Source organism: Varibaculum cambriense, from assembly GCF_032557235.1.
GTDB classification, from domain to species: Bacteria; Actinomycetota; Actinomycetes; order Actinomycetales; family Actinomycetaceae; genus Varibaculum; species Varibaculum cambriense_C.
Genome location: NZ_JAWGMB010000008.1, coordinates 68,863 through 91,833 on the forward strand (window position 1 = coordinate 68,863; position 22,971 = coordinate 91,833).

Annotated in this window: 18 protein-coding genes; 3 read left to right on the plus strand and 15 right to left on the minus strand. The window is 53.0% G+C overall.

All coding sequences use genetic code 11. The features are described 5' to 3' along the window. Nucleotides 1–203 precede the first annotated feature (203 nt). Genes ilvC through E6072_RS07220 form a run of 3 tightly spaced genes read right to left on the minus strand, consistent with a single transcriptional unit; the run spans nucleotide 204 to nucleotide 3,534 of the window. On the minus strand, nucleotides 204–1,229 hold the full coding sequence (gene ilvC / locus E6072_RS07210; protein ID WP_278606150.1) for a ketol-acid reductoisomerase: 1,026 nt from the start codon (nucleotides 1,227–1,229) through the stop codon (nucleotides 204–206). 2 nt (nucleotides 1,230–1,231) lie between these two features. Beyond that, on the minus strand, nucleotides 1,232–1,744 hold the full coding sequence (gene ilvN, locus E6072_RS07215; protein WP_307738006.1) for an acetolactate synthase small subunit: 513 nt from the start codon (nucleotides 1,742–1,744) through the stop codon (nucleotides 1,232–1,234). A 5-nt stretch (nucleotides 1,745–1,749) separates the two neighbouring features. Further along, nucleotides 1,750–3,534: an acetolactate synthase large subunit gene (locus E6072_RS07220; RefSeq protein ID WP_307737993.1), complete on the minus strand. Its 1,785-nt coding sequence runs from the start codon at nucleotides 3,532–3,534 to the stop codon at nucleotides 1,750–1,752. 380 nt (nucleotides 3,535–3,914) lie between these two features. On the opposite strand from E6072_RS07220, the gene E6072_RS07225 reads away from it, so the two are divergent. Both E6072_RS07225 and E6072_RS07230 read left to right on the plus strand, forming a co-directional pair. Then, nucleotides 3,915–5,513, plus strand: coding sequence for a TrkA C-terminal domain-containing protein (locus E6072_RS07225; RefSeq protein WP_307738005.1), 1,599 nt, complete (start codon nucleotides 3,915–3,917; stop codon nucleotides 5,511–5,513). Between the two features lie 126 nt (nucleotides 5,514–5,639). After that, a complete protein-coding gene (locus E6072_RS07230; RefSeq protein ID WP_307737992.1) occupies nucleotides 5,640–7,082 on the plus strand; it encodes a threonine/serine exporter family protein in 1,443 nt (480 codons plus the stop codon). A gap of 163 nt (nucleotides 7,083–7,245) precedes the next feature. On the opposite strand, the gene hpf is transcribed toward E6072_RS07230, so the two are convergent. From hpf to E6072_RS07260, 6 genes are all read right to left on the minus strand, one after another. Further along, a complete protein-coding gene (gene hpf / locus E6072_RS07235; RefSeq protein ID WP_307737991.1) occupies nucleotides 7,246–7,914 on the minus strand; it encodes a ribosome hibernation-promoting factor, HPF/YfiA family in 669 nt (222 codons plus the stop codon). Between the two features lie 150 nt (nucleotides 7,915–8,064). Next, complete coding sequence (locus E6072_RS07240; RefSeq protein ID WP_316694760.1) at nucleotides 8,065–8,541, minus strand: hypothetical protein; 477 nt, start codon at nucleotides 8,539–8,541, stop codon at nucleotides 8,065–8,067. A gap of 418 nt (nucleotides 8,542–8,959) precedes the next feature. Next, nucleotides 8,960–10,528, minus strand: a complete 1,569-nt coding sequence (locus E6072_RS07245) for an LpqB family beta-propeller domain-containing protein (protein WP_316694762.1) — start codon at nucleotides 10,526–10,528, stop codon at nucleotides 8,960–8,962. 212 nt (nucleotides 10,529–10,740) lie between these two features. Then, nucleotides 10,741–12,717, minus strand: coding sequence for an MtrAB system histidine kinase MtrB (gene mtrB, locus E6072_RS07250; RefSeq protein WP_316694764.1), 1,977 nt, complete (start codon nucleotides 12,715–12,717; stop codon nucleotides 10,741–10,743). 6 nt (nucleotides 12,718–12,723) lie between these two features. Further along, the gene (gene mtrA, locus E6072_RS07255; protein ID WP_316694765.1) at nucleotides 12,724–13,407 is read right to left on the minus strand and encodes an MtrAB system response regulator MtrA; all 684 of its coding nucleotides are present in this window, start codon (nucleotides 13,405–13,407) and stop codon (nucleotides 12,724–12,726) included. Between the two features lie 104 nt (nucleotides 13,408–13,511). Further along, nucleotides 13,512–13,979, minus strand: coding sequence for a DUF3499 family protein (locus E6072_RS07260; RefSeq protein WP_307737986.1), 468 nt, complete (start codon nucleotides 13,977–13,979; stop codon nucleotides 13,512–13,514). Between the two features lie 131 nt (nucleotides 13,980–14,110). On the opposite strand from E6072_RS07260, the gene E6072_RS07265 reads away from it, so the two are divergent. Beyond that, nucleotides 14,111–14,461: a metallopeptidase family protein gene (locus E6072_RS07265; RefSeq protein ID WP_307738004.1), complete on the plus strand. Its 351-nt coding sequence runs from the start codon at nucleotides 14,111–14,113 to the stop codon at nucleotides 14,459–14,461. A gap of 84 nt (nucleotides 14,462–14,545) precedes the next feature. Here the strand turns inward: E6072_RS07265 and E6072_RS07270 are convergent, their stop codons facing one another. The 6 genes from E6072_RS07270 to E6072_RS07295 all read right to left on the minus strand — a co-directional run bounded on the left by E6072_RS07270 (nucleotide 14,546) and on the right by E6072_RS07295 (nucleotide 22,906). Beyond that, complete coding sequence (locus tag E6072_RS07270) at nucleotides 14,546–15,874, minus strand: DUF5719 family protein (protein WP_316694768.1); 1,329 nt, start codon at nucleotides 15,872–15,874, stop codon at nucleotides 14,546–14,548. After that, the gene (locus E6072_RS07275; RefSeq protein ID WP_316694770.1) at nucleotides 15,871–19,311 is read right to left on the minus strand and encodes a glycosyltransferase; all 3,441 of its coding nucleotides are present in this window, start codon (nucleotides 19,309–19,311) and stop codon (nucleotides 15,871–15,873) included. The genes E6072_RS07270 and E6072_RS07275 overlap by 4 nt, the downstream gene beginning before the upstream one ends. Before the next feature lie 4 nt (nucleotides 19,312–19,315). Beyond that, complete coding sequence (locus E6072_RS07280; RefSeq protein WP_022864340.1) at nucleotides 19,316–19,609, minus strand: WhiB family transcriptional regulator; 294 nt, start codon at nucleotides 19,607–19,609, stop codon at nucleotides 19,316–19,318. 129 nt (nucleotides 19,610–19,738) lie between these two features. Beyond that, on the minus strand, nucleotides 19,739–20,515 hold the full coding sequence (locus E6072_RS07285; RefSeq protein WP_316694773.1) for a TIGR03089 family protein: 777 nt from the start codon (nucleotides 20,513–20,515) through the stop codon (nucleotides 19,739–19,741). Further along, nucleotides 20,515–21,699, minus strand: a complete 1,185-nt coding sequence (gene manA / locus E6072_RS07290) for a mannose-6-phosphate isomerase, class I (RefSeq protein WP_307738408.1) — start codon at nucleotides 21,697–21,699, stop codon at nucleotides 20,515–20,517. The genes E6072_RS07285 and manA overlap by 1 nt, the downstream gene beginning before the upstream one ends. 19 nt (nucleotides 21,700–21,718) lie before the next feature. After that, complete coding sequence (locus tag E6072_RS07295; protein WP_307738409.1) at nucleotides 21,719–22,906, minus strand: cobalamin-independent methionine synthase II family protein; 1,188 nt, start codon at nucleotides 22,904–22,906, stop codon at nucleotides 21,719–21,721. Nucleotides 22,907–22,971 lie beyond the last annotated feature (65 nt).

Consider the following 22,971-nt stretch of genomic DNA (forward strand, 5'->3'; position numbering starts at 1 on the left):
CGCGGCGGACTATCCGTCTCATTGATTTTCCTTTACCTGTTGTTTATCCCCGTAAAGGAAGTTCCTCGCTTTGCCGTAGGCTGGTTCCCGAAAAGATGCGAGAGGGGGCTTGAGCCGAGCGAAGCAAGGCTCACCGGGGTCCCCCGAACACTTTTCGGGAACCGGCCACAACAGCAGCTATGGTCATCATGAGAAGTCCGCCCTTAGCGCTGCGCCTGCCCTTCCTGGTAGTCATCATCACTTTGATTCCACGAGAACATGGCACGTAGTTCGCGCCCAACTTTCTCAATCGGGTGGGCTTCTTCAGTGGCACGCATCTGTTTAAACTCCTGAGCTCCGTTGTCTTGATCATTGATGAAACGCTGCGCGAAAGAACCGTCGCGAATATCGGACAAAATGTCACGCATAGCCTGGCGGGTCTGATCAGTAATTACTCGCGGCCCCGACACGTAGTCGCCGTATTCGGCGGTGTCCGAACAAGACCAGCGTTGCTTGGTGATCCCGCCCTCGTTAATCAAATCCACGATCTGTTTCATTTCGTGGCAAACCTCGAAGTAGGCAATCTCCGGTTGATAACCGGCCGCGGTCAATGTCTCAAAACCGGCTTGAATCAGATGCGATACTCCGCCACAGAGCACTGCCTGTTCCCCGAACAAATCGGTTTCGGTTTCCTCGGTAAAAGTAGTCTTAATTACCCCTGCCCGGGTTGCTCCCAGAGCTTTCGCATAGGCCTTAGTTACTTGCCAAGCATTGCCGGATTCGTCCTGTTCCACCGCGATAACCGCCGGGGTTCCGTAACCGGCTTCATAGGAGGCACGAACCTTATGACCAGGGCCTTTCGGCGCCACCATACACACATCGTGGCCAGCACCGGGTTGAATATACCCGAAACGGATATTGAAGCCGTGGGCGAAGAAAATCGCGGCATCCGGTTTCAGATTCGGGGCAATCTGCTCGGCATAAACAGTCCGCTGTACCTGGTCAGGCGCAAGCACCATTACGATGTCACCCTCTGCGGTTGCCTGCTCAATCGATTTGACCTCTAGCCCCTGCTCTTTAGCTTTAGCTACCGAGGACGAGCCTTCCCGCAGCCCTACGACTACCTCTACCCCGCTATCGCGCAGGTTGAGGGCGTGGGCGTGACCTTGCGAACCGTATCCGATAATGGCAACTTTCTTACCGGAAAGTGCGGATGTATCCGCGTCATTGTCATAAAAAATCTCAGCCATTGCTATTTCTCCTTTAGTTGATCGGTGATTGAACGCGGACCGCGGCCGATGGCTACCGCCCCCGATTGCACGATTTCATTAATTCCGTAAGGCGCTAAGGTTTCCATTAATGCCTCTAGTTTTGATTGCACCCCGGCTGCCTGGATAACCAGCGATTCGCGGTGAACATCTACTACCGAAGCGCGAAATAGATCCACAATCTGTAGCACCTGGGAACGGTTATCTGCATTCGCCTGCACTTTAAACAGTACAAACTTGCGGGTAACCGAGTCCTGAGGATGTAGCTCCACCACTTTTAGCACGTTTATCAGTTTGTTTAACTGTTTAGTTACCTGCTCAAAAGGTAAATTTTCCGCATCTACCTGTACGGTTATCCGAGAAATCGATGGTTCTTCGGTTTCTCCGACCGCCAGGGAATGAATGTTGAAAGCTCGCCTGGTAAACAGGGCAGCTACCCTAGCGAGGACGCCGGGTTTATTCTCTACCAGGATGGAAAGGGTGTGGCGATTCTCCATCACGATCAGTCCTCACTTTCCCAGACCGGACCTTGCCCGCCTGCATAGATAATATTGCTATTCGACTCGCCCGCCGGAACCATCGGCCAGACCTGGGAATCGGTAGAGACTCGAAAATCAATCACCACCGGACGATCATTGGTTTGCATTGCCTGCGCGATTACCTCATCAACCTGTTCTTTGGTTCGAGCCCGCAACCCTAGCGCGCCATAGGCTTCCGCCAGTTTCACGAAGTCGGGAATGTCCTTTCCGCCTTCTCCGTCTTGTAATAAAGTGCCCGAAAAGCGCGAGTCAAAGAATAGTTCTTGCCACTGATGCACCATTCCCAGCACCGAATTGTTAATAATCGCCACTTTAATCGGCAGATTCTCTAAGGTAGCGACCGCGAGCTCCTGGTTGGTCATTTGGAAACACCCGTCCCCGTCAATCGCCCAGACTTGCGCATCCGGGTTAGCTACTTGCGCCCCGATTGCCTCGGGAATTGCTACCCCCATCGTCCCTAAGCCGGCGGAAGTGAGGAAGCCGCGCGGGTTCTCGTGGGGCAAAAACTGCTGCGACCACATTTGGTGTTGTCCCACGCCGGTGCAATAAATCGCGTCCTTACCCACCATTTCCCCGATCCGTTTAGCCACATATTGGGCGGGGAGGAGACCGTCATCTGGTTCATCATAGGAAAGCGGGTAACGCTCACAGATGTAATCCAAATGGTGCTTCCAACCGGAAATGTCTCGCGGGTTTCGCTGCATTTCCTCTTTAACTTTCGGCAGTAGTCCCTGTAGGGTTTGCCGCAGGTCTCCCACGATCGGTATGTCCGCTACCCGGTTTTTCGAGATTTCGGCGGGGTCAATATCGGCGTGAATCACTTTCGCATCCGGAGCAAAAGCATCCAGGCGACCAGTTACCCGATCATCGAAACGTGTCCCTAGCGCCACCATTACGTCCGCGCGTTGCAAGGCGGTCACCGCCGGCACCGAACCGTGCATCCCCGGCATTCCCAGGCAATGGGGATCCGAGGACGGGAACGCCCCTTGCGCGGTCAAGGTAAGCACTACCGGGAAATCGGTAACTTCCACCAGTTCCTTTAGCTCTGCCGTCGCTTCGGCCGCCAGCGCTCCTCCGCCAACATAGAGGACTGGCCGTTCTGCCTTCGCCATCAGTTTGGCAGCGGCTTTTATTTGCTTAGCGTGTGGTTTACTCGGCACTTTATATCCAGGTAAATCCACTGTTACCGGCCAAGAAAAAACAAGTTCGCCAACTTGGGCATTTTTGGCGATATCTACCAGCACCGGGCCTTTACGACCAGTAGAGGCCAAATGGAAAGCCTTCGCCAAAGTAACAGGAATATCTTCCGGCTCAGTTACCAAAAAATTGTGTTTGGTAATCGGCATCGACACTCCCACTACGTCAGATTCTTGGAAAGCGTCAGTACCGATCGCACTAGCAGCCACCTGCCCCGAGATTGCCACCAGCGGCACCGAATCCATATGGGCATCCGCCAAAGCGGTCATCAGGTTGGTGGCTCCCGGCCCAGAGGTTACGATTGCTACTCCGGTTTTCCCGCTCGAGAGTGCGTAACCTTCCGCCGCATGTCCCGCGGCTTGTTCGTGACGCACGATGATCTGGTTGATCTGCGAGTCATAGAGCGCATCGAAAACCGGCATGATTGCCCCTCCGGGTAAACCAAACACATCGGTCACTCCCAGGCGTTCCAGGGTAGCGACCACTGCCCGAGCGCCACTCATCCTTTTGGGAGGAGGAGCTTCGCCTGGTGATTGCTCCTTGTTGCTCATCGTCATCCCCGTTCTGGTAAATATTTCTTTGATTTTTATAAACAAAAAAGCCCTAGGTGCTGTTACCTAGGGCTTGCTACGTCTCGAAACGTTTTTAGACGTGTCTAGCCCTCTCTGGTACCAGCAGTACTAGGGCGACTAGCTCAATGATTCGTTTCGTCATAACAAGCTAAACTCTACGTTCCACACCATTTGCACTGGGCTTCGTCTCACGTTTTGATACACGAAGCTAAGTTCGCCTACCGGACAAGTATCGAATTTTCATCGTAATGGTGACACACTCCTCGCTATTTTCACCTCTTAAATGGACTTTGGTCTGACAGTCGTAGGAGAGGCTATGACAAGATAGATACTGTCGTATGGCTTTACAAGGAGGAACCGTGCAGACAGTCTTCCAATACCTGGCAGAACAGCCAGTACTTGTACTTTTCGGGTTAATCGGGATCGGGATGTACCTGGGGCATTTCCGGATCAAAGGAATCGGATTGGGGGCGGCTGCAGTCCTTTTCCTAGCTATCGGGATTTCCGCTTGGGGTACCGCCGAGGGCTTGGATATGGTTTCCAAATTCCCGCATGAGTTCGGAAAACTCGGTCTGGCTCTATTTGCTTTTGCTATCGGGATTAACTCGGGGAATTCTTTCTTTGCTTCTCTTAAAAAATCTTTAGGGATTATGGCCGCTACTTTCGCGGTTTTAGCCGGCGGGGGCGTAGTTGCCTGCGTGCTAGGCAAAATCGCGGGAATGGATGCGGCCACTATCGGCGGTACTTTTGCGGGCGCAATTACTAACACCCCGGCTCTAGCTGCTGCCGGCGCGGCCTCTGGTGATGAACAGTCGGCAACAGTTGCCTATTCCATTGCTTACTTGTTTGGCGTTTTCGGAATGCTAATCGTGGCTACCTTAGCTCTCAACTATGGCAAGAACGATAAAGACCGCCCCGCATCTTTGGTTTCTCGCACGGTGCGGGTTGAGCGGGACGACCGCCCCTCGGTGCGCGATATCCGTGCCCATGTTGGCGAAAACGTGCGTTTTTCCCGGCTTCGGGAAACCGAGGACGGGCCGATTGTGCGTCCCACTGCCGACACTAAACTCGCTAAAGGCTGCCTGGTGACCGTAGTTGGTCCGCAAAACTTGGTGGTCGAAGTGGTTTCTGAACTGGGACATGGTTCGTCGATTTCCCTTGCTGCCGACCGGCGGGATTGGGACTATCGCCGAATCACTATTTCTGATCCGAAGCTGGCTGGACGCACTTTAGGGGAGCTTGGCCTAGAGGAACGTTACCAAGCGACCGTGTCGCGGGTACGGCGTGGCGATACCGATATGCTAGGGCGCGCTGACCTGGTACTTCAGATGGGCGACCGGGTTCGGGTAGTGGCACCCACCAAAAACCTTAAAGAGCTATCCAAGTATTTTGGGGATTCCACTACCGGCTTGACTTCTATTAATCCGGTGGCTTTAGGTGTCGGCATGGTTTTGGGACTGCTAATCGGTGAGTTCCCCATTCTTACTCCTAGTGGCGAGTACTTCACGATTGGTTCTGCAGCTGGAACGCTGCTAGTAGGGCTTATTTTCGGCCGGGTAGGACGCATTGGCCCCTTCCCCACCGCTTTGCCTTATACCGCAAGTCAGGTGCTTGCCGAGTTCGGTCTGTTGGTGTTCTTGGCTCAAGCTGGCTATAACGCTGGTGGTCAGATTATGAAAGCCTTTACTTCCGGGGCGTGGCTAGGGATTCTACTGGTGGGTATGGCAGTTACCCTCACCGTAGGCTTCGGTTTGTATTTCGTGATGCGCTACGGCTTCAAGATGGGTGGAACCCGCCTATCTGGTCTGTTGGCTGGGGCGCAAACTCAGCCGGCCGTCCTCGCCTATGCAAATAACCGCACTAACTTTGATCCGCGAGTGGCGCTTGGTTACTCCCTGGTATACCCCTTGGCGATGGTGGGTAAGATCCTAATCGCACAAATCATCGGTGGCCTGTAAACCTATCGATACTTTAGTTTTACAATGCGTCATCCCTAAGTGGGCTGGCGCATTGTAATAATTATCGCCCCTGATTTACCTCTTTCGTCCTGGATAGCCGTGAAGTTTAGGGGAGATAATTGCCTTATGCAGCAAGAATTCTCCCAAAATAACATCAATACCGACAAACACGCTTCGTCCTCAGATGACGTTTTAGGCGAGTCCAAAGCGGATACTCTTAATCCCCACGGTAGCGAGCATGACGAGCTTCGCGCCTTACGTGACCGGCTAGCTGCCCAATCTGGGGTGGTAACCCACCTGGGACGCACCTTGCTAGCGGCTGGAGCTAGTGCTTATCTGGTTAAGTTTTCGATGGCGAGGCTAGCCAACGCTGTCGGAATTGATGCCCAACACTCGCAAGTAACTTTTTCAGAAATAGTCACTTCTGTTTATGCTCATGGAACTTTCCGAACTGAATCCCATGAGCAGCGTGCATTTGGCACTAATGCTGCACGATTAGATGATTTACGCCTGTTTGTGCGCTCTTTGAAACCGGGACTACTAGTTGAAGACGTCCAACAGCGGATCGATGAGATTATCAATCACAAGCCGCCGTATCCTGCCGTTATCAACTGCTTAGCCTCCGGGGTTGCCTGCGCAGGCTTTTGTTTTCTTAACCGGGGCGGACTGGTCGAATGCTTAGTGGTGGCGATTGCGGCTCTTTGCGGGCAGATATTGCGCCGCACGATGCTAAAACGGCATGCCAACCATTTTGGGGTGTGGATGCTTTGCGGTCTCCTTGCTTCCTTGATTTACATGGCTATTAGTTCAGCATTGGTGTTTACCGGGCTAGTTTCGGTTGGACACCCGCAAGGAATTATTTCCGCAGTATTGTTTCTGGTTCCCGGATTCCCGCTGGTAACTGCCATATTAGACTTGGTAAGAATGGATTTCCTTGCCGGAATTTCTCGCATGACCTACGTTATTATGTTGGTGATTTCGGGGGGGATTTCGGTTTGGATGGTTGCTACCTTATTTCAGTGGCATATTGACCCACCCACGGCTTTCCCGGTCACCGGAGTAGTTCTATACCTGCTGCAATTTATTTGTTCAGTAGTTGCTTCGTTCGGTTTCGCCGTGCTGTTTTCAATCCGCCCGCAAGTGGCAATTTGTGCTGCCCTGGTTGCGGGATTTGCCAATGTAGGACGACTTTTTCTGGTGGCACAAGGGATGCTACCGCAGGCAGCCGTGGGCCTGGCAGCTTTAACTATTGGGATCGTGGCACATTTTATTTCTCGCCTCAGTGGTTTCCGGTTCTCCCGTACCTCACTGACAGTGCCCGCAGTGGTGATTATGATTCCCGGAGTCCCCCTCTATGCCGCTATTACTCACCTTTCGAATGGCGATATTCCCCAAGCAACCGCTGCTCTTGTCCAAGTGTTTTTCGTGGTTTTATCCATTGGGGTGGGGCTAGCGATTTCTAGAATGCTCACTGATCCCGGCTGGCGGATTGACCGTGATACCGCACAGCCCCGACTGTTGGAAAAAACTGGGTGGAATGACGGCAATCGCCGTTTCCAGATGCGCTGACTATAAGTTGGAGGGGGTCGCTGACGTCCGTCAGCGACCCCCTCCTGATTTTTCTGGGTTTACCACCTGTTCCTAGGCATCTAGGCCACGGGCTATAGACTAAAAACTAACTGTTCCAACTAGTTGGAAGTCACTAGTGGCAAATAATCGGCAACTATGGCGACTATTTCTCCCGAGGAGTCGCGGTGGCATCCAGGCGAATAACCCCATAGGTCCAGCCACGACGGTGATAAACCGCGCACGGTTGCATGGTTTCGGAATCGATAAACACGAAGAAGGGATGTCCCACCAGTTCCATTTGGTAGAGCGCCTCACTAACAGTCATCACTGATGCTTCGTGCAGTTTTTGCCGCACAACCACTGGAGAATCCCCTAATTGGCTTTCATCAGGTACCCCGATTTTCCTCTCTCGCGCAATATCGGGGGAAAACTCATCATCTTTCGGGGTGACCGCCTTCGCCGCATCTTTCAAATTAAGTTCCTCAATCTTTAAAGGCTCTTCTTGGCGGTGCAAATCCCGGTGGCGGCGATGATCCTTAGCCCGATCACGGGCGCGACGCAAACGTTCATATAGTTTGCCACAAGCAATATCTACTGAGGCATAACGGTCAGAAGAACTGGCTTCTGCGCGAATAATCGGCCCCTTTCCGAAAACTGTCAGTTCCACTTTCTCGGAAGTATCTGCTTGCCGCTGATTTGGTTCGTGAGTGAGTTCCACGTTTACCCGCTGTACACGCGGATAGAACTGTTCAACCTTAGCGACTTTTTCCTCGGCATATTGGCGGAAATTGGGGTGGATTTCAGCGTTTCGTGCTTCAACGATAATTTCCATTGGTGTCCTCCAGGGCACAGTATGGGGATCGAAGATCCCGAATCGATGCGAGCCGGATCATTCCGGTCGCGGTGATTGCAGCTACCACCCCCCTTTCGCCCATCTTTGGGCTTTTCAAGTACCAAAATTTTACCGCATTACCGGGAATTATTAAGGGGTTTTGAGGCTGCCTTCCGCTACGCTCAATGAGAACACTGCTTTCACCTGTGCTTGTTTCCCATTTATTACCCGGGCTGCCTCCCGAATGGTCGCTCCGGTGGTAATCACGTCGTCGACTAGCAGCACTTCCTTACTGAAATCTAAATCTGTCCCCACTGCTAGCCGCATACTTCCTACCCGGCCGCGAATCCGCTCTTCAAAGCTGCGCCCCGCCTGTTTTTTACTACCTGGTTTGAGTTCTAGCAAGCCCGATAACCTGACGGCTACTCCTTCGGCCTCCAAACAGGAGGTAATGCCGGCAGCCAACCTGCCAGCGGTAGACGAGATCGCAGTTTTACCAAACCGAAAGGTTGAAGGCACCGGACACACTATGACCGGCCGCCGAAAACTGGCAGCCAGGCTCTTACCGGCTGCCGCTCCAAAAAAGAATGGAAGCTCTTGATAGTAAGGAGATCGCGAGTGTTTCATCGCCAACACAACTTTACGAGCTGAGCCTCGGTAAGTACTGAGAGTCCAAATCTCATTTACATCTGCATCGAGGGGAATAGCTGCACTAACTCTTATGGGAGGGCGCAAAAACCTCCCTCTACACCGATCACATAACCGGGTATCCAATTGCCCACAGCTGGGGCAGCTTTCCGGAAATATCAGGGTAGAAAAATACCGATAGGTTTTAGCTACCTGTGCTCCGGCTAGGGTAGCTAACTTTGGAGGATGGTTGGAATAAAGATGGTCTGCCATAGGTACAGCTTGCTGTCGCCAGCTGCAGTGCTGTTTTCAAAAATAATTCTCTCAGGAAAACCGAGAGTGATTTATCTTGGTAACCAAAGCACCTCAAACCATCAAAGCTAAAAAATCTGAAATCAGAAGCGACCGGATGGGGACGTTAACTGCTTGCTGAAAACGCGGGATAAGAAACCCCATTTCCGAGTACTCGCCACGACTGTTGAATATGTCCTAGCCGGGTTCCTAGCTCGTTAACTACCTGCACATTCCCGTCGAAAGGATTAGGCACCAAGTATTGAGACTTCGGCGCCGCCTCAAAGGTTTCATCATACGAGTTCACCGCCAGAACCTGTATTTTCGGGGTGTCTGCCGGTTGCAGAACTGCTACCTGGCCCGAATCAATCCAAGCAGCCGAAGTTACGTCAGACAAGATATCGGTACCTAGGTTGCCCACTTTGAGTTGGATAGGGGTACCATCTTCCCCGCGGATCACAGTTACCATATTGCCTTGGAAACTGTAGCCCACCTGCCATACGATTAGGCCGCGCACCCCGGGAGCACTAAGCGCAAAGAACGGGATTCTCCAGTTTTCACCCTCAGGGATTTTCACTCTCGCCACCTGGAAATGGCTATTTACTGCCACCATATCCCCTGGTTTGGAAGCATCCCCAGTCCATGCCCAGCCCCAAGGGTCAACTTGCGGAACCCGCAGATTCTCGCCTCGGTAAAGGACCTGGGGGGCTTTTCCGCGTTGCAAGCGTACCAGTTCCTTACCCCCACGAATCGCAACCTGGAAATCAGTGCCGACAGGCCCGGGAGTAGGCCAAGTAATTTCCCCGCCCAAGTCTTGTGCCGTTGTAAATACCCCGGAGCGGGTATCGGATTCCTCGACTACCGCCCCATTCTTAACCCCCAGCATCATCTGCTTCTTTACCGGGGTTGACTGCTCAGCAGGATCCGGTAGAGCTTTACCGTTTTGCGAAACTGTAACCTCATCAATCCCGGCAATCCCCAACAAAGTGGCATTTACCTGCTGATACACCCTTGTCATTTCCGTTTCAGAACGTAATCGCAAAGTGTCAGGGAGTTCAACCATCGCTTTACGTCCTTGCATAGTAACCAAGTTAGAAGGAATCTTGGTGATCGGTTCTACCACACTGACCGCACCCTCAAGATCACTGGTAGGGGCAGAAAATAGTGCCGTCAATAGGTATTGAGCAATGCTTTTACGTGGCACCCACCGAGGATCTGGAATTAAAAAGCGATTATCGCTTGACCAGTAGTAAACGTTGCGTTTCGAATAAGCATTTTTAAACGCCGTATTGGTTAGCACCACTCCGTCAGGCAGCGAACTGATCCGCCACTGGCCATGTTCTTTCGCCAACTCGTATTTAAGGGTTTCCTCTTGCCGGAAACTCTGCCTCATTCCCACTTTGTTGACCCGCAATACCGGTTGTCCACTTCCGGTAGCAATCTTCGCTCCATCAGAAAAAACTATTTTTAGTTCCGTCTTAGGTTTCAGCACTGTTACTTGAGTTTTCGGTTGCCATTTGCGACGAGTACCAGAGGTTAGGAACTGTTTAGCAATTCCAAAATCATCGTAAGTACCTGCTGCACAGGCCTGTTGGAAATCCGCAATTAGTTTCTCGGGAGTTGATCCATCAATCGGTCCCGTAGCCAGCTGGGCGAGCGGGTTACGAGAATCCGGATTCACTTCGCCTTCATGCACCGGTCCAGAGTCAGGCAGGGATACGCAAGCCGCCAAACTGAAAGCTAGAAAGGTGGACAGGATCCCTAAGCGAAGCCGCTTCCTCCCGCAGATTTTCTCATTTCTTGAGGTTTTCGAGGACGCAGCAGACTTTACTAAGGGCACGGGCGATTCTTTTCGCCACCTCCGCAACAGTTGCTTTTTCTGATATCGAAGCTCACGACTAAACCAGTTCATTGAGTCTCACCCTTTCCATGCCGGCTGGTTTGCGCAGCGTCGTCACCTTCCAGATTCTTTATCCGTTCTTGAACATCAATCACCGTGTCGGGCGCTGGCATGCGGGGCAATGGCTGAGCGGCAGTGGATTCTTTCATATCGGCACCCAGCTCGGCCGGCATTCGGGGTAGGCTGTCTGCTGCGCTCACGGGGATTTCCTGCTGAGCGCTTTCACTAGTCTCCAATTGCCGCACTTGCAAAGCAGTATCCTCTAGATCCTCCGACAAAATAATGTCTTCTGGATGGTTAATAGCCCACTGGGAGCGAGCGGTAATCAAATCCTGGTTTTCAACCTGTTCTGGCAAATCCTCAATTTCTTCTCCCTGCTGGCGGGGCAATAACAGAGTAAAAGCAGAACCTTGCTGGGGGCAGGACAAAACCGTGAGTAATCCGGAATGCAAAGCAGCGTCCTCGGCAGAAATCGCGAGCCCCAGACCGGTACCGCCAGTGGTACGTTTGCGGGAAGGATCCGCCCGATAAAAACGGTCAAAAACATGTTGTGCAACCGCGTCAGTCATACCGGCACCGTGATCACGGATCTGCAAAGCCACTGCGGTTTTTGAACCGGCGACTGTAACCTTCACTGGTTTACCTTCCGCAAACTCTATCGCGTTCACCAGCAAATTTTGAGCAATTCGGCTGATCCGAGTTTCATCCACCTGCGCCACGGTATCTCCGTAGGTTTCTAAAACTACCTCTACTCCCATGTTTTCTGCCAGAGTTCGATTAGACTCTAGAATTCCGCCTGCTAAAGAACCTAGATTTACCTCGGATAATGAAAGCTTGGCCACGGAGGCATCAATTCGGGAAATCTCAATGAGATCCGCCAACATCTTGTCGAAACGGTCAACTTGACGGTGCAGAATCGTGGCGGAGCGGGCATTAGTCGGCGAAAGCTGGTCGCGTTCATCATAAATCAAATCTGAAGCCATCCTAATAGTGGCTAGCGGGGTACGCAGCTCGTGGGAAACATCAGATACAAATCGCTGCTGTAAAGTTGCCAGCTCTTCGTAGTCGCTGATCTGTTCTCGCAGATAACTGGCCATATCGTTTAACGCTTGGGATAGCTGCGCTAACTCATCGCTACCGCGTACCGGCAGATGAATCTGCAGATTACCGGCCGAGACTTTGCGTGCTGCTTTTGCTGCTCGCCGCGCAGGCGCCATAGTCGAATAAGAAACTGCCGCCATCAGGACTGTTAACACCCCGAGCAGCACCACTGTTCCAAAAATTAGTACCTGGTTTACCATATAAATGGTTTGTTGCTCATAGGCTAAGGAATAGACCATATAGAATTCGTAGCTGCCCGCCAAAGGTAGATATACTCGCGAACCCACGATGATACCGGGGATTTTCTGCTCTTGCGAGTTTTTCAAAGACACTGATTGCCAGTGGAGTCCATTCTTTTGCTCAACCGCTTTCCGTAGCTGCGCAGTGATTAAAGCGCGTTGTTCCGGGTCAATAATTTCGTTGATCGCTAGGGGGCGAGTCTCTTTGGGATCCCGCAGCAGCATCGCCCCTACCCCACCTGCACCTGTCAAGGCATCTCGTTGATCCGACATTAAGGTATAGGCCGTATCTTGTACGCCACTGACGGAATCGGTGACCGTAGCGTCAAAAGCAGATTGCAAGCTTTCTGTGCGCAAAGATGCATCTTGCAGCACAATATTTAAACGTTTTTGAAAAATCCCATTAGACACATGCGAAGTTACGGAAACAATCAAGATAACCATCATCATCGCGGTGGCTAAAGCCATCAGCGCGGTTAGTCGCGCAGAAATCGAAGACAGAAAAAAATTCACTATCGGCCAGTTCGCAATTTGGTTTCCCAGACAGCTAAAAGCCGATCGCCATTGTTTTTCCCGCAGCAATCCCCAAAAGCTGCCGGATATTTCTTTAAGCACTGCCTCCTGGGCTGGGGGTTGGCTGCTCATAGCCGCCTAGTTGCCTCCAGCACGGTAGCCAACTCCCCGCACGGTGCGCACAATCTTGGGGTGTTCCGGGTCTTCTTCAATCTTGGCTCGCAGCCGCTGCACGTGCACATTCACCAAACGAGTATCCGTATTAGCATGCCGGTATCCCCAAATATCTTCTAATAATTCTTCCCGGCTAAAAGCTTTCCACGGCGAGCGCGCCAAGGTTAGCAATAAGTCGAACTCTAAAGGAGTCAGATCGATACGTTCATTGCCACGGAAAACTTCGTGAGCCACCACGTTTATATGAAGATCTCCCAGATCTACATCCTCGTCCTGACCTTCGCTAGTGCGTCCCCGCAACCGCGCTTTAATCCTGGCTACCAGTTCTTTGGGCTTAAAAGGTTTGGGGATATAGTCATCTGCTCCCGCTTCTAGCCCTGCCACCACATCAGCAGTGTCTGATTTAGCGGTTAGCATGATGATCGGCAGATCGGATACGGCGCGAATCTGCCGGCAGATTTCCACTCCGTCTTTGCCAGGCAACATCACGTCTAACAACACCAAATCCGGTTGGCTTTCCTGAAAAATATCGAAAGCCTCATCACCGTGATGACAAAACACAGACTTATAACCCTCGGTTGACATCACAATGCCCACCATCTCCGCAAGTGCCTCATCGTCGTCCACTACCAAAATTTTCACGGTCATGAAATCTATTGTGCCACGCCGATACGTTTTTTTGCGCTATTGTTAGGCGGTTGCTTTATTTATAGGCTCGATCAGTAAAATCTATATCTGACCTATTCCCTGCGCTAATCCGGCAATCCTCCCGGTAGGAGGCGTAAATGGCCACGGCGCTGCTCTTGCACTCTCCGACGCCCCGCAGTCAGCCCCTGTTTAACGCTCGCATCGTACTCGTGTCCCACATGTCCGCTGCCTCCACTGGTGGCTTCGGGGCTCAGCCGCCCATCCCAGTTCTTATTTACTTTCGCAGTGGGAAGATGCCGACGCTTAGAAGCTTCCCGCACCACATTTGCCAAGGCCTCTAAATCATCATCACTGGGCTCGGCAGGAGTAAACTCACTGGCTAACCGAACGACCTGCCAACCCCGAGGAGCGGTCAAATTATTTGCGTGTTCGGCACAAAGATCATAGGCGTGCGGTTCTGCCTGGGTAGCAAGGGGGCCGAGGACAGCAGTGGAATCCTTATACACATAGGTTAAAGTAGCGGCTGCCACCTGGTTGCAGCCATTTTTTGAACAAGATCTAGTTACCCGCACAATTGCACGTTAGCGGCGCGGGAAATAAAACCCAAGTCTAACTCGCGGTAAGGTGCGTTCTCGTGAGGGGTTTGACACGAAATAGGCGAGATCGCCATGGGCGCGGAGCGCGAGGAGTGACTCTCTTGCCGATGATCCCAGCTTGGAAGACGCGGCGGGAAAAATTTGATCAGCTGGTAGTGGATTTGGCTACCCAGGCTGCCCGCAAGCATGAGGTAGTAAACCGTATCGAATTTGGGGTGGAAGATATTCCTCCCTCGGATCCGGCTGACTGGGAGTCGCCACAGGCTGTGTTAGGACGGTTATTTCCCGCAGATAAGGGCGGGAAGCTGGCTACTCGAATTGTGGTTTACCGCTTGCCTATACAGTGGCGCTGCCGCAGCGCCCAGGAATTAGAACAGGCAGTTAAAGCAGTGCTTGCGGAACATCTCAGTACGGAAATTGGGTGTTTACCCGAAGATGTTTTTCCCGGATACTTCTAGTTATTAGCGCAAGAATTCTTTAAATAATACATTTTGGGATAACTTTTATTCTTGGTTTACCCGATTATTATCCGTTATAGCGGCTTAGGGGTTAGTTTTTACCGTAATCGCGGCTATTTCGCGAACTGCTTTTCCGACCCCAATAGTTCTGAAAGTTCCGGCAGGATCTCCCACCAGCTGACCGGCGTGCAGCGCAGTTTCACTTTGCCATTGCCAAACACCCTCAGGTATTTTCACTAAGGTTAAGGCGCCCGGTTTTACCGCTACCTCCTTGGTTTTCCCGGCAGAAGATAAAACAATTTTTTGTTCTTTTGCGCTGTCGAAAGCGAGATGCGTCGCCTGTTGATTACTCAGAGCTGCTCCCGAAGTGTTGGTTGGCACTGAGGGATACACTGCCAAAGTGTTATGGGCAGCGAAGATCTCCTGCGCGAAGACCGCTGCCACTACCGGTTGATCTGATTTAACCTTGACCGCAGCCAGGCCGTCTTTTACTCCCCCCAAGGGAATATCGAAAACCGCGCCTGTTGACACCTGCAACTTTTTGGGGGCGGACACCGGGGTTTCCCCTGATGTATCCAGTAACGATACCTGCAAGGTCGCCACTTCCCTACTGGGATTAAGCACCCGTAAACTGGATTTACCAGTAATTTTAGCTGCCGGAATCAGCACTTCATGGGAAGGGGTGGCTAGAGCGGGCGAATGCACTGCGCCAGCCTTTTGGGCTCCAGTTGCCAAAGTGGAACTCACCCAAGAGCGCACCCCTTTCCCCTCGGCCTCCACTAGTACCCCGAGCCGGTTATACCCCGGAGCTTGCCCATCTAAAACCAGAGAACTACTAGCGCGGGCAGGGATTTTTTGCGTGACTTTAGTTGCCAAAGGACCCTGTTCAGTCCAAATCTGGATCCGCGCAGTAAGGGGCGCTCCAGACGGGTTAACCAAATGCAAAGTAGAGGCATTGCCGGTGGTAGTGCCGGGAGTCAAAAAATAGGCGCGATTAGTGGGGGCAGCGCACACGCCGGCGAAAAATCCGTTCTCGCCCTCTTTCCCGCTACTGCTAACGTATCCCAAGGCAGCCGCATTTTTACCTGCTACTGGTTTTACCTTTAGCGTCAACCCAGATTTTCCCACTGAGTGAGCACTTTCCTTTGCCAGCGCGTTCCCGGATGCATCGGTTAGTGGCGCGGATCCCGCTTCCGAGATCCCTTCCACCCAAGCCGTCGCGCCCTCCCCGGGCAAACCCGGGCATACAACTTGTTGGATTCCTGCCGGAACTGCCACTTCGCGGCCACTATTTTTAGGGCTAGAGGTGGCGAGAAGCGTTTTGGGAATCACCAAGGCAAGAGCCACGGCAGCTAGCAGAATCGCTAGCGCCGAGAACAGGGAAAGCCAAGATTTATAGGCGGGTTTTTTCATTTTTGTTTCCTCCTGTCCCCCAAAGGCAGGCAGGTGTCTGCAGCACCTAGGTAAACCAGCAGGAATAGCCCGATCACCAGATAACGTCCAGGACTAGCGAAGTACACTTGGAGATTTCCGGAAACACCGGCCGGAATCGTAAAGCTTTGCAGCCCTCCGCCAGATCGAGCCTGAAGATCCTGGCCAGCTATTTGGGCTTTCCAGGCCGGTGAAGCTGATTCTGCCAGCAAAAGCTCACGTTCCTTCGGGGAGGCAGCGAGAGATTTCTGGGCATTTAGCACTCCTGCTGGAACCGTTTCTTGACGTTTGCCGTTACTAATTCTCACGCGTGCATCTGAGCGAGCAGGAACGAAACTGGAAGTGTCCAGGCGCCACACGCTGTATTCATCATTGGTAGATACCGGATGAAAATAGCTGGAAGAGATGAGTTTGGAGTCCAGTCCGTCAGCGGCGGCCTGCTTAGTAATCAACAACTGTTCTACCGCTAAATCTGCACACTCGGTTGCAGCTTGGCGATCATTTCCCGCTATTAGCGCCGCCAGCACCCCACTTTCGGGGGTAGCATGTTGGCCAGGTGATTGGGTTCGAATTTGCCAGTTGGTGGCCAATAGTCCCGGTCCGGCTTCCCGGCGCATCGCCACCTGGTAGCGATCCCCCTCTTTATCTAGCAGCAGCATCCGGGTTCGTTTTTCCGATGCCGATAAAATCGAAAAAGCCACTGGTGAGCGGTCAGAACCTGCCTTCAAGGGAGTATTCGCTGAGGGTAGAGCCCAGGTAGCTATGGTAGCCAGAGGGAGCACCAGCGCCACTGTAACTAGGCTTGCCAGCAGGTAACGGAGCCGTTTGGGAGGCTGGATTGCGCTCCATCCCAGCGCGGTGGCCACCAGTAGTCCCATGAGCGCTACCGAAAATACCGAAAGCAGCCAGGGGCATTGTCCGGGAGCCACCGTTTGTGTCAGCGCAAACATTCCGATCACGAGGCTTGCCAGGCTAAATAGCCACGCTATCCGGGTGGCGAGTAACTCTCGTCCGGTAAATAAAGCTCCGGCAGCGGCTATTGTCACGCAGGCGAGAGCAGCTATTCCAAAGTATAAAGGAACGCCGGATAGGGTTTGCCCCCAGAGGTGTAACTGAGAGCGCATTGCTATTGGGGTAGCGGCCGAGGGCGTCAGGAACAGGTAGGCTCGCAGGCTATGGGTGCGTAGTGCCCAAATAAAAGACGGTAATAGAGTTACCAAGGCCGGTACCAGTATAGCTAGTCCGCCTCCCAGGTACGCGCAGCTACGCCGCCAGGATAAATGCTTCTTCACCGTGACACTCAGGGCGCAGGCCAAGACGAAAGCTAACGCCACTAGCCACAGCCAGGGGGCGGCGGCGCTCACCACCACTAAAGACAGCGCGGCGAGGCCGGCGGCGCTGCGGCGCGAATAGTTTGGTAGATAAGTCTCTGTGCCCAGCACTCCCGCCAGCCGGTAGGGACGGCGCAGCTCAAAAAACGAAACAATTCCCCCTACTGCCGCAGGAAGGAAAACATGACCGAGGACAGCATAAAGATTTCCTGCCTGCACAGAAACCAAGAACGGGAGCGCTGCCCCCCAGCTGAGAGCGATTAGGACACGCACAGAATTTACTCGCGTCAGTGCGGCCGATGCCATCCAGGCACCCATTCCAGCTCCCAGGGGAGACAAAATCATTAGCCAACGCAATACAGTGGTGGGAGCGATACCGAAAATCGCGAAAGGTGCGGTGATAACCAGCAGCGGATAGGCAATCGGATCCGGGAGGCCATTTGTCCCCGTAGAAAAGGTACGCCAAGAATTGGTTGCCAATACCCAAAAGTCATGCCAGCTTCCGGGCAGAACGCTCCAGAATCCTCCGTGCATTCCCCCGAGGAAATTTCGCATCCCGAATAAACTAATGCAGAGGAAAAATAGGACGAGTAGCCAGGCGATGATTTGGGCGTGCCAAGTTACCTTGTCCAACTGGGATTTGGCTACTGTCCCTAGTTTGAGCACTTCCTGTCCGCTTTCGCGGTCTACCCGCCGGATCAGTCGACGGTTTTCCCGTACCCTGCTAGCTGGTACTTCCAGGCGGGCAAGTTCGCGCCGAGAGATCTGGGATTGTCGCCGCTGAATCCGCCGCGCCGCCAGGATTTTCCCTAGCGATCCCCATACTCGGTTCGCCGCTTTGATCTCTATTGCTGCTCGCTGGCCTTCAGAGCGTAGCACCCATAATAGGGCTATCAGCAGTGATTTTAGAGGTAGCAAAAAAAGCCATAATGGCAGGAGCACCGAGCTGATAGTGAGGGCACGATAGAGGTACTTATCTGCGCGTCGCGCAGGCTCGGATTTTTCTTTTTCCCGGGGAGCTTTTTGAGCCAAGGGGGTAACCGGAGCCGGATCATAAACGTAAACTGGCTGGTGGGGAACGGGACCGTCTGGGTCTGATAGTTGCCTGCCCTCCTCGGTTTCCAGCTGTTCGTTATCCTCAGCGGTGTTTTGCTCTTCCCCTGGGATACGCTCTTTTGGTCGAGCGTCCTGACTGTTCACTTTCGGGGCTGCGGGTGTCTTTGCTGTCGGCAGGTTTTCCGTTATCGCCGCGGACTTACCCGCTTGGGTTTCTATCGGGTTACCTGTTTCGGCAGACTTTGCAGCCTGCTTCCCCGCGGTATTTTCGTCCCCGGTATCGGCGGCAATTAGACTAGCGGAGTTTTGGGGCTCTAGATATTCGCGTAGCCCGAAGAGTCCGGCTTGCGCGTGGTATATACGGGCTGTTGGCACCAGGCAAACGCGGTAGCCAGCCATTCGAGCACGCCGTCCCAGCTCTAATCCTTCAGTAAATTTTCCTAGCAGGGGGCTAGTTCCCCGCAAACGATCCCAAAGCTGGGCTTTTATCAATAGTCCCGCGGTTCCTACCGCCAGCACATCACTGACACCGTCATATTGCCCCTGGTCAACTTCGCCCGGATCGAAAGGCGTAAGGCGCTCGCCACCCCGAGTAGCGTGGATACCTACCGAGGCTAGCGTTTCTGGTTTATCCCAATCCAGGGCTTTCGGACCGGCGATCCCCAGGGTGGTCGAGTTCTCGAACGCTTGGACGAGTTGCCCCAGACATTCCGGGTCGGGGGCAGAATCATCATGCAGGATCCACAGATAGTCGACGGCCTCCAGATTGTTGGCCCGGGCAAGGGTTACTGCCTGCCCCAAGTTAGGGGCTTTTACCTGGGAATAATGCAGAGGCGCGTAGGGAAGCAGCTGAGCGGGAGTAAGGGTAGTATCAACGGCAGTATCTACCACCACCAGGGAGGTTATGGGGTAACGGCACGCACGCAGCGCTGTTAAAGTTTGTTTCAGGTAGGGAGTAAGACCCTGCGTGGCAATAAAAACCTGGACGCTGGGATGCTGGTAGGAAGCGGATGGTTCAGAGGCAGAGGCCACTGGGCTACCCTACATTGCGCCGCAATCTGCGCCGTTCCCGTTCTGAAAGACCGCCCCAGATTCCGAAGCGTTCATCATTTTCTAAGGCATAACTGAGGCATTCATCGCGAACCTCGCAGAGCTCACAAACCGCTTTCGCTTCCCGAGTAGAACCGCCTTTTTCAGGGAAAAACGCCTCGGGGTCGGTTTGGGCACATAACGCTTGTTCTTGCCAGGAGAGGGGGCCTTGGTCATCCTGCCCAATTTGCCAGGATTGCGGATTAGACGAGATGGGTCCCTCGCCAAAAATGTTCCACATATTGTTCTCCTCGCAAAAATAGGTGTCTATAAGAGTATAAACTACAAGCGTGTCATTCGGGGAAGTCACCCAAAAAAATGGTATAGATTTTTTGTAGCTTCTGCTCTTCTTAAAGATTAGAAATCTTATCTACCTGCAGTTCAGTTCAATAAATTCCGCAATATTTTCCACAGAAGAAATCTTCTCGATTTCCCCACAATTTGGCTCTAGGACTACCGCTGCGCCCTGATAACGCCAAATCTGCCCGATAACCAGTGCCAAGGATTGCGGGGTCGAATCCTCAGCTACTTTGATTAAGATTCGGCGCCCCGGGACCTTTTGTTCACACCAGCGGGAAAAATCGGCTATTGCTTTCCCGTCAGCACTTACCCGAAAAGCGGTGTCTGCCAGTGCAAAGTTTTCCCTAGGTAAAGGGGAAAGTATTTGATCAGCTTGGGCGAGCACTTCCCGGTTACCGTCTAGAAATCCGGCAGGCAAGTCACCCGGGTAACGCCAAGCTAGCGGAGACAGGCTCACAAGATAGGTTTCAATTCCACTATCCACAAAACCGGAGCCGGCAGCCGGGTCGCTGATTGCACAGGCAACCAGATCCGGATCTGCAATCAGATCTGCCAGCTCTTTACTGTCAGGTGCATAAGCTGTCAGATTCTTCACCGTTAGCCCTAACCCCCACCCGGCAATTCGCCACAGGAGATCACGCCAGGAAAGCCCCAATCCCAGAGCCAACACTCCTCCAGATTCGGCGGCTAGGTCACCGGCCAAAAGATTTTGAGTCTTAGTTACCCAGTTATTGACTACCTGCCCCGATAGCTCTATGCGATCCTGCCCGTACCAGGTAAGACAAGGAGAAGAATAACCAGACAGGTCACTGACCCAAGAGTTATCCCAATAAGATTCGACATCCATTACGGCACTCCCGCCTGCACTAGTTTTCCGTTTCCTCGCACCCGCACTGTTCCCTCAGCCGCCGAAACAAAAACGGCCTGACCGGTACAGATAGTTTCCACTTCCCCGCCGACTCCGACTTCCAGATCACCGTAAACCCCTAATAGTATTCGCGGACCGAAACCGGGAATCGGAATCCATTCCCCACCGGTTATCTCGGACACTGAAAGTTCGAAATCATCCACTGGCGCATAGTAGATCCCGGTACCCCGACCATTCATTTCCGGAGCGATCCGCACCGGGGGCGCGCCGTGAAAATCCATACATCGCAAGGCCTCACCGGCATCAATATGTTTAGGGGTAAGTCCGGCACGCAACACATTATCCGAGGCAGACATGATCTCAATCCCCAATCCTGATACATAGGCGTGCACCGCGCCGGTAGGGATAAATAACGCCTCCCCTACGCGTAAAGTAACCGGGTTAAGCAGCAAGGATAAGACGGCTCCCGGATCACCTGGATAGGTACGCGCGAGGGCTACTGCCTGGCGGTCTACCCTAAGTGAGGGAGAAGTGCCCCGATCTAGGCGATCTTGACAAGCGGTGATTACCGCCTCTATTTGAATTCGGCGCTCCTCATCTAAGGGCGCCAAAAGTTTACGCGCTACTGCCCGTAAACCACGATAACCGGGATAGGCACGCAAGGTTTCTAGCATTTCTCGTGCTAGTGGCGCATTCAAATTGTCTAATACCTCTTTCGCCCGGCGAGGCGCGCGAAACCCGGCAAAGGCCTCAAAGGTGGTAAGCGCGAAAATCATTTCCGGCTTATGGTTACGATCTCGATAGTTTCGCCGCGGACTATCTAGAGGAATTCCTGCTTCTTCTTCCGCTTGAAAACCGGCCTCCGCCTGCTGTTTACCGGGATGTACTTGCAAAGATAGCGGCTGCTCGGGAGCAATTATCTTCAGCAGAAAGGGAAGCTGGACGTCAAAGCGCTCCGAAACGTCCTCCCCTAATATCCCCGCAGGATCAGCGGCGATTACTTCCGAAAGGGGAGTAGATTCCGCCAGTGTCTGCGCGCCTTTATGAGCACCGAACCATAGCTCGGCCACTCGCCGGCCTCCAAAATCAATCCCCGTGAAATCACTGATAGCGCAGGGAGATCCCCAAGCGTAATCCTTAACCGCCCCGGAAAGCCTCAGCAAGGTAGGAACCCTCCTGGCCTTAAACCAGCTGTGCCCCAGCCACCAGGGACTGTAGTTTCGCCCAGGCGATCGAGGAATGCAGACGTCCGCCCAGTCCGCAGTCAGTAGAAGCGATTACCCGTTCCGGGCCAACTGCCGCCACGAAACGCGACAATCTATCGGCTACCAGCTGGGGATGCTCCACGATATTTGTAGAATGACACACCACGCCCGGGATGAGCACCTTGTCTGTAGGCAACTGGTATTCGTGCCAGATGCGCCATTCATGGGCGTGCCGCGGGGAGGAAGCTTCGAAAGTGTAGCCTCTCGCATCTACCCGCAACACGTCCTCCACAATATCGGCGAAGGGAATATCTGTAGTGTGCGGCCCATGCCAAGAACCCCAACACACGTGGAAACGGGTAAGTTCAGTAGGAATATCCTTTAATGCCCAGTTCAAAGCCTCTATGCGAACCCCGATGAACTTTTTGTAGTCCTCTAAGGAAGGTTCCGGATTAATCTGATCCCAGGATTCCGCGATAGAAGGATCATCGATCTGCACCGTAAGACCGGCATCGGTGATGATCTTGTATTCTTGGCGCATCGCATCGGCACATGCCCAAACAACTTCCTCATCGGTGCGGTAATAACGGTTATCTACCCGCGCGCAAGACCCGGGCGAAAGAGCGGCGATAAATCCGGAAGAAGCATCTAGGCCATTAGCTTGCAGCCCTTTGAGCAGTAGATTTACGTCCCGGCGGGCAGCTTCAGCCCCTATATAGCTAAGCGGGCCGGTAATCACCGGGTTACCTACGGAGTTGCGGTTACCGAGAACTCCCGAATCCGGATCTTCATAGGCTTCGCGGAACAGGTTGCGGTCACGGCGATCAGTGAAGGTGGTGAGCCGGATATTGCCGGGTTCAGAGCGAATAACCTCGGTTTTTGCCCAACGATCCTCATCGGTTTGGGTAAGTCCCCCCAGGCGAGAGAAAGAATAGTTCCACCAGGCACCATAGTCGACCGCCCCCGAGGTGACGTGCCCGTACTCGCCCTCGTTGACAATATCGATCCCGATTTCGCGTTGCTTGGCCACCACTTCCGCGGAGGCGCGTTCGATAATTTCTTCGAACTGCTCCGGGCTGATTTTTCCGGCAGACAGCAGGTTATTGGCTTCTAAAAGCTGCGGAGTTCGCGGCAGTGAACCCACATGGGTAGTCTTTACGGGCATCATTATCCCCTTCCCTAGTTACTTAAAATACGAATTTCGGAGGGCGCCGGCGGACTTCCACCACA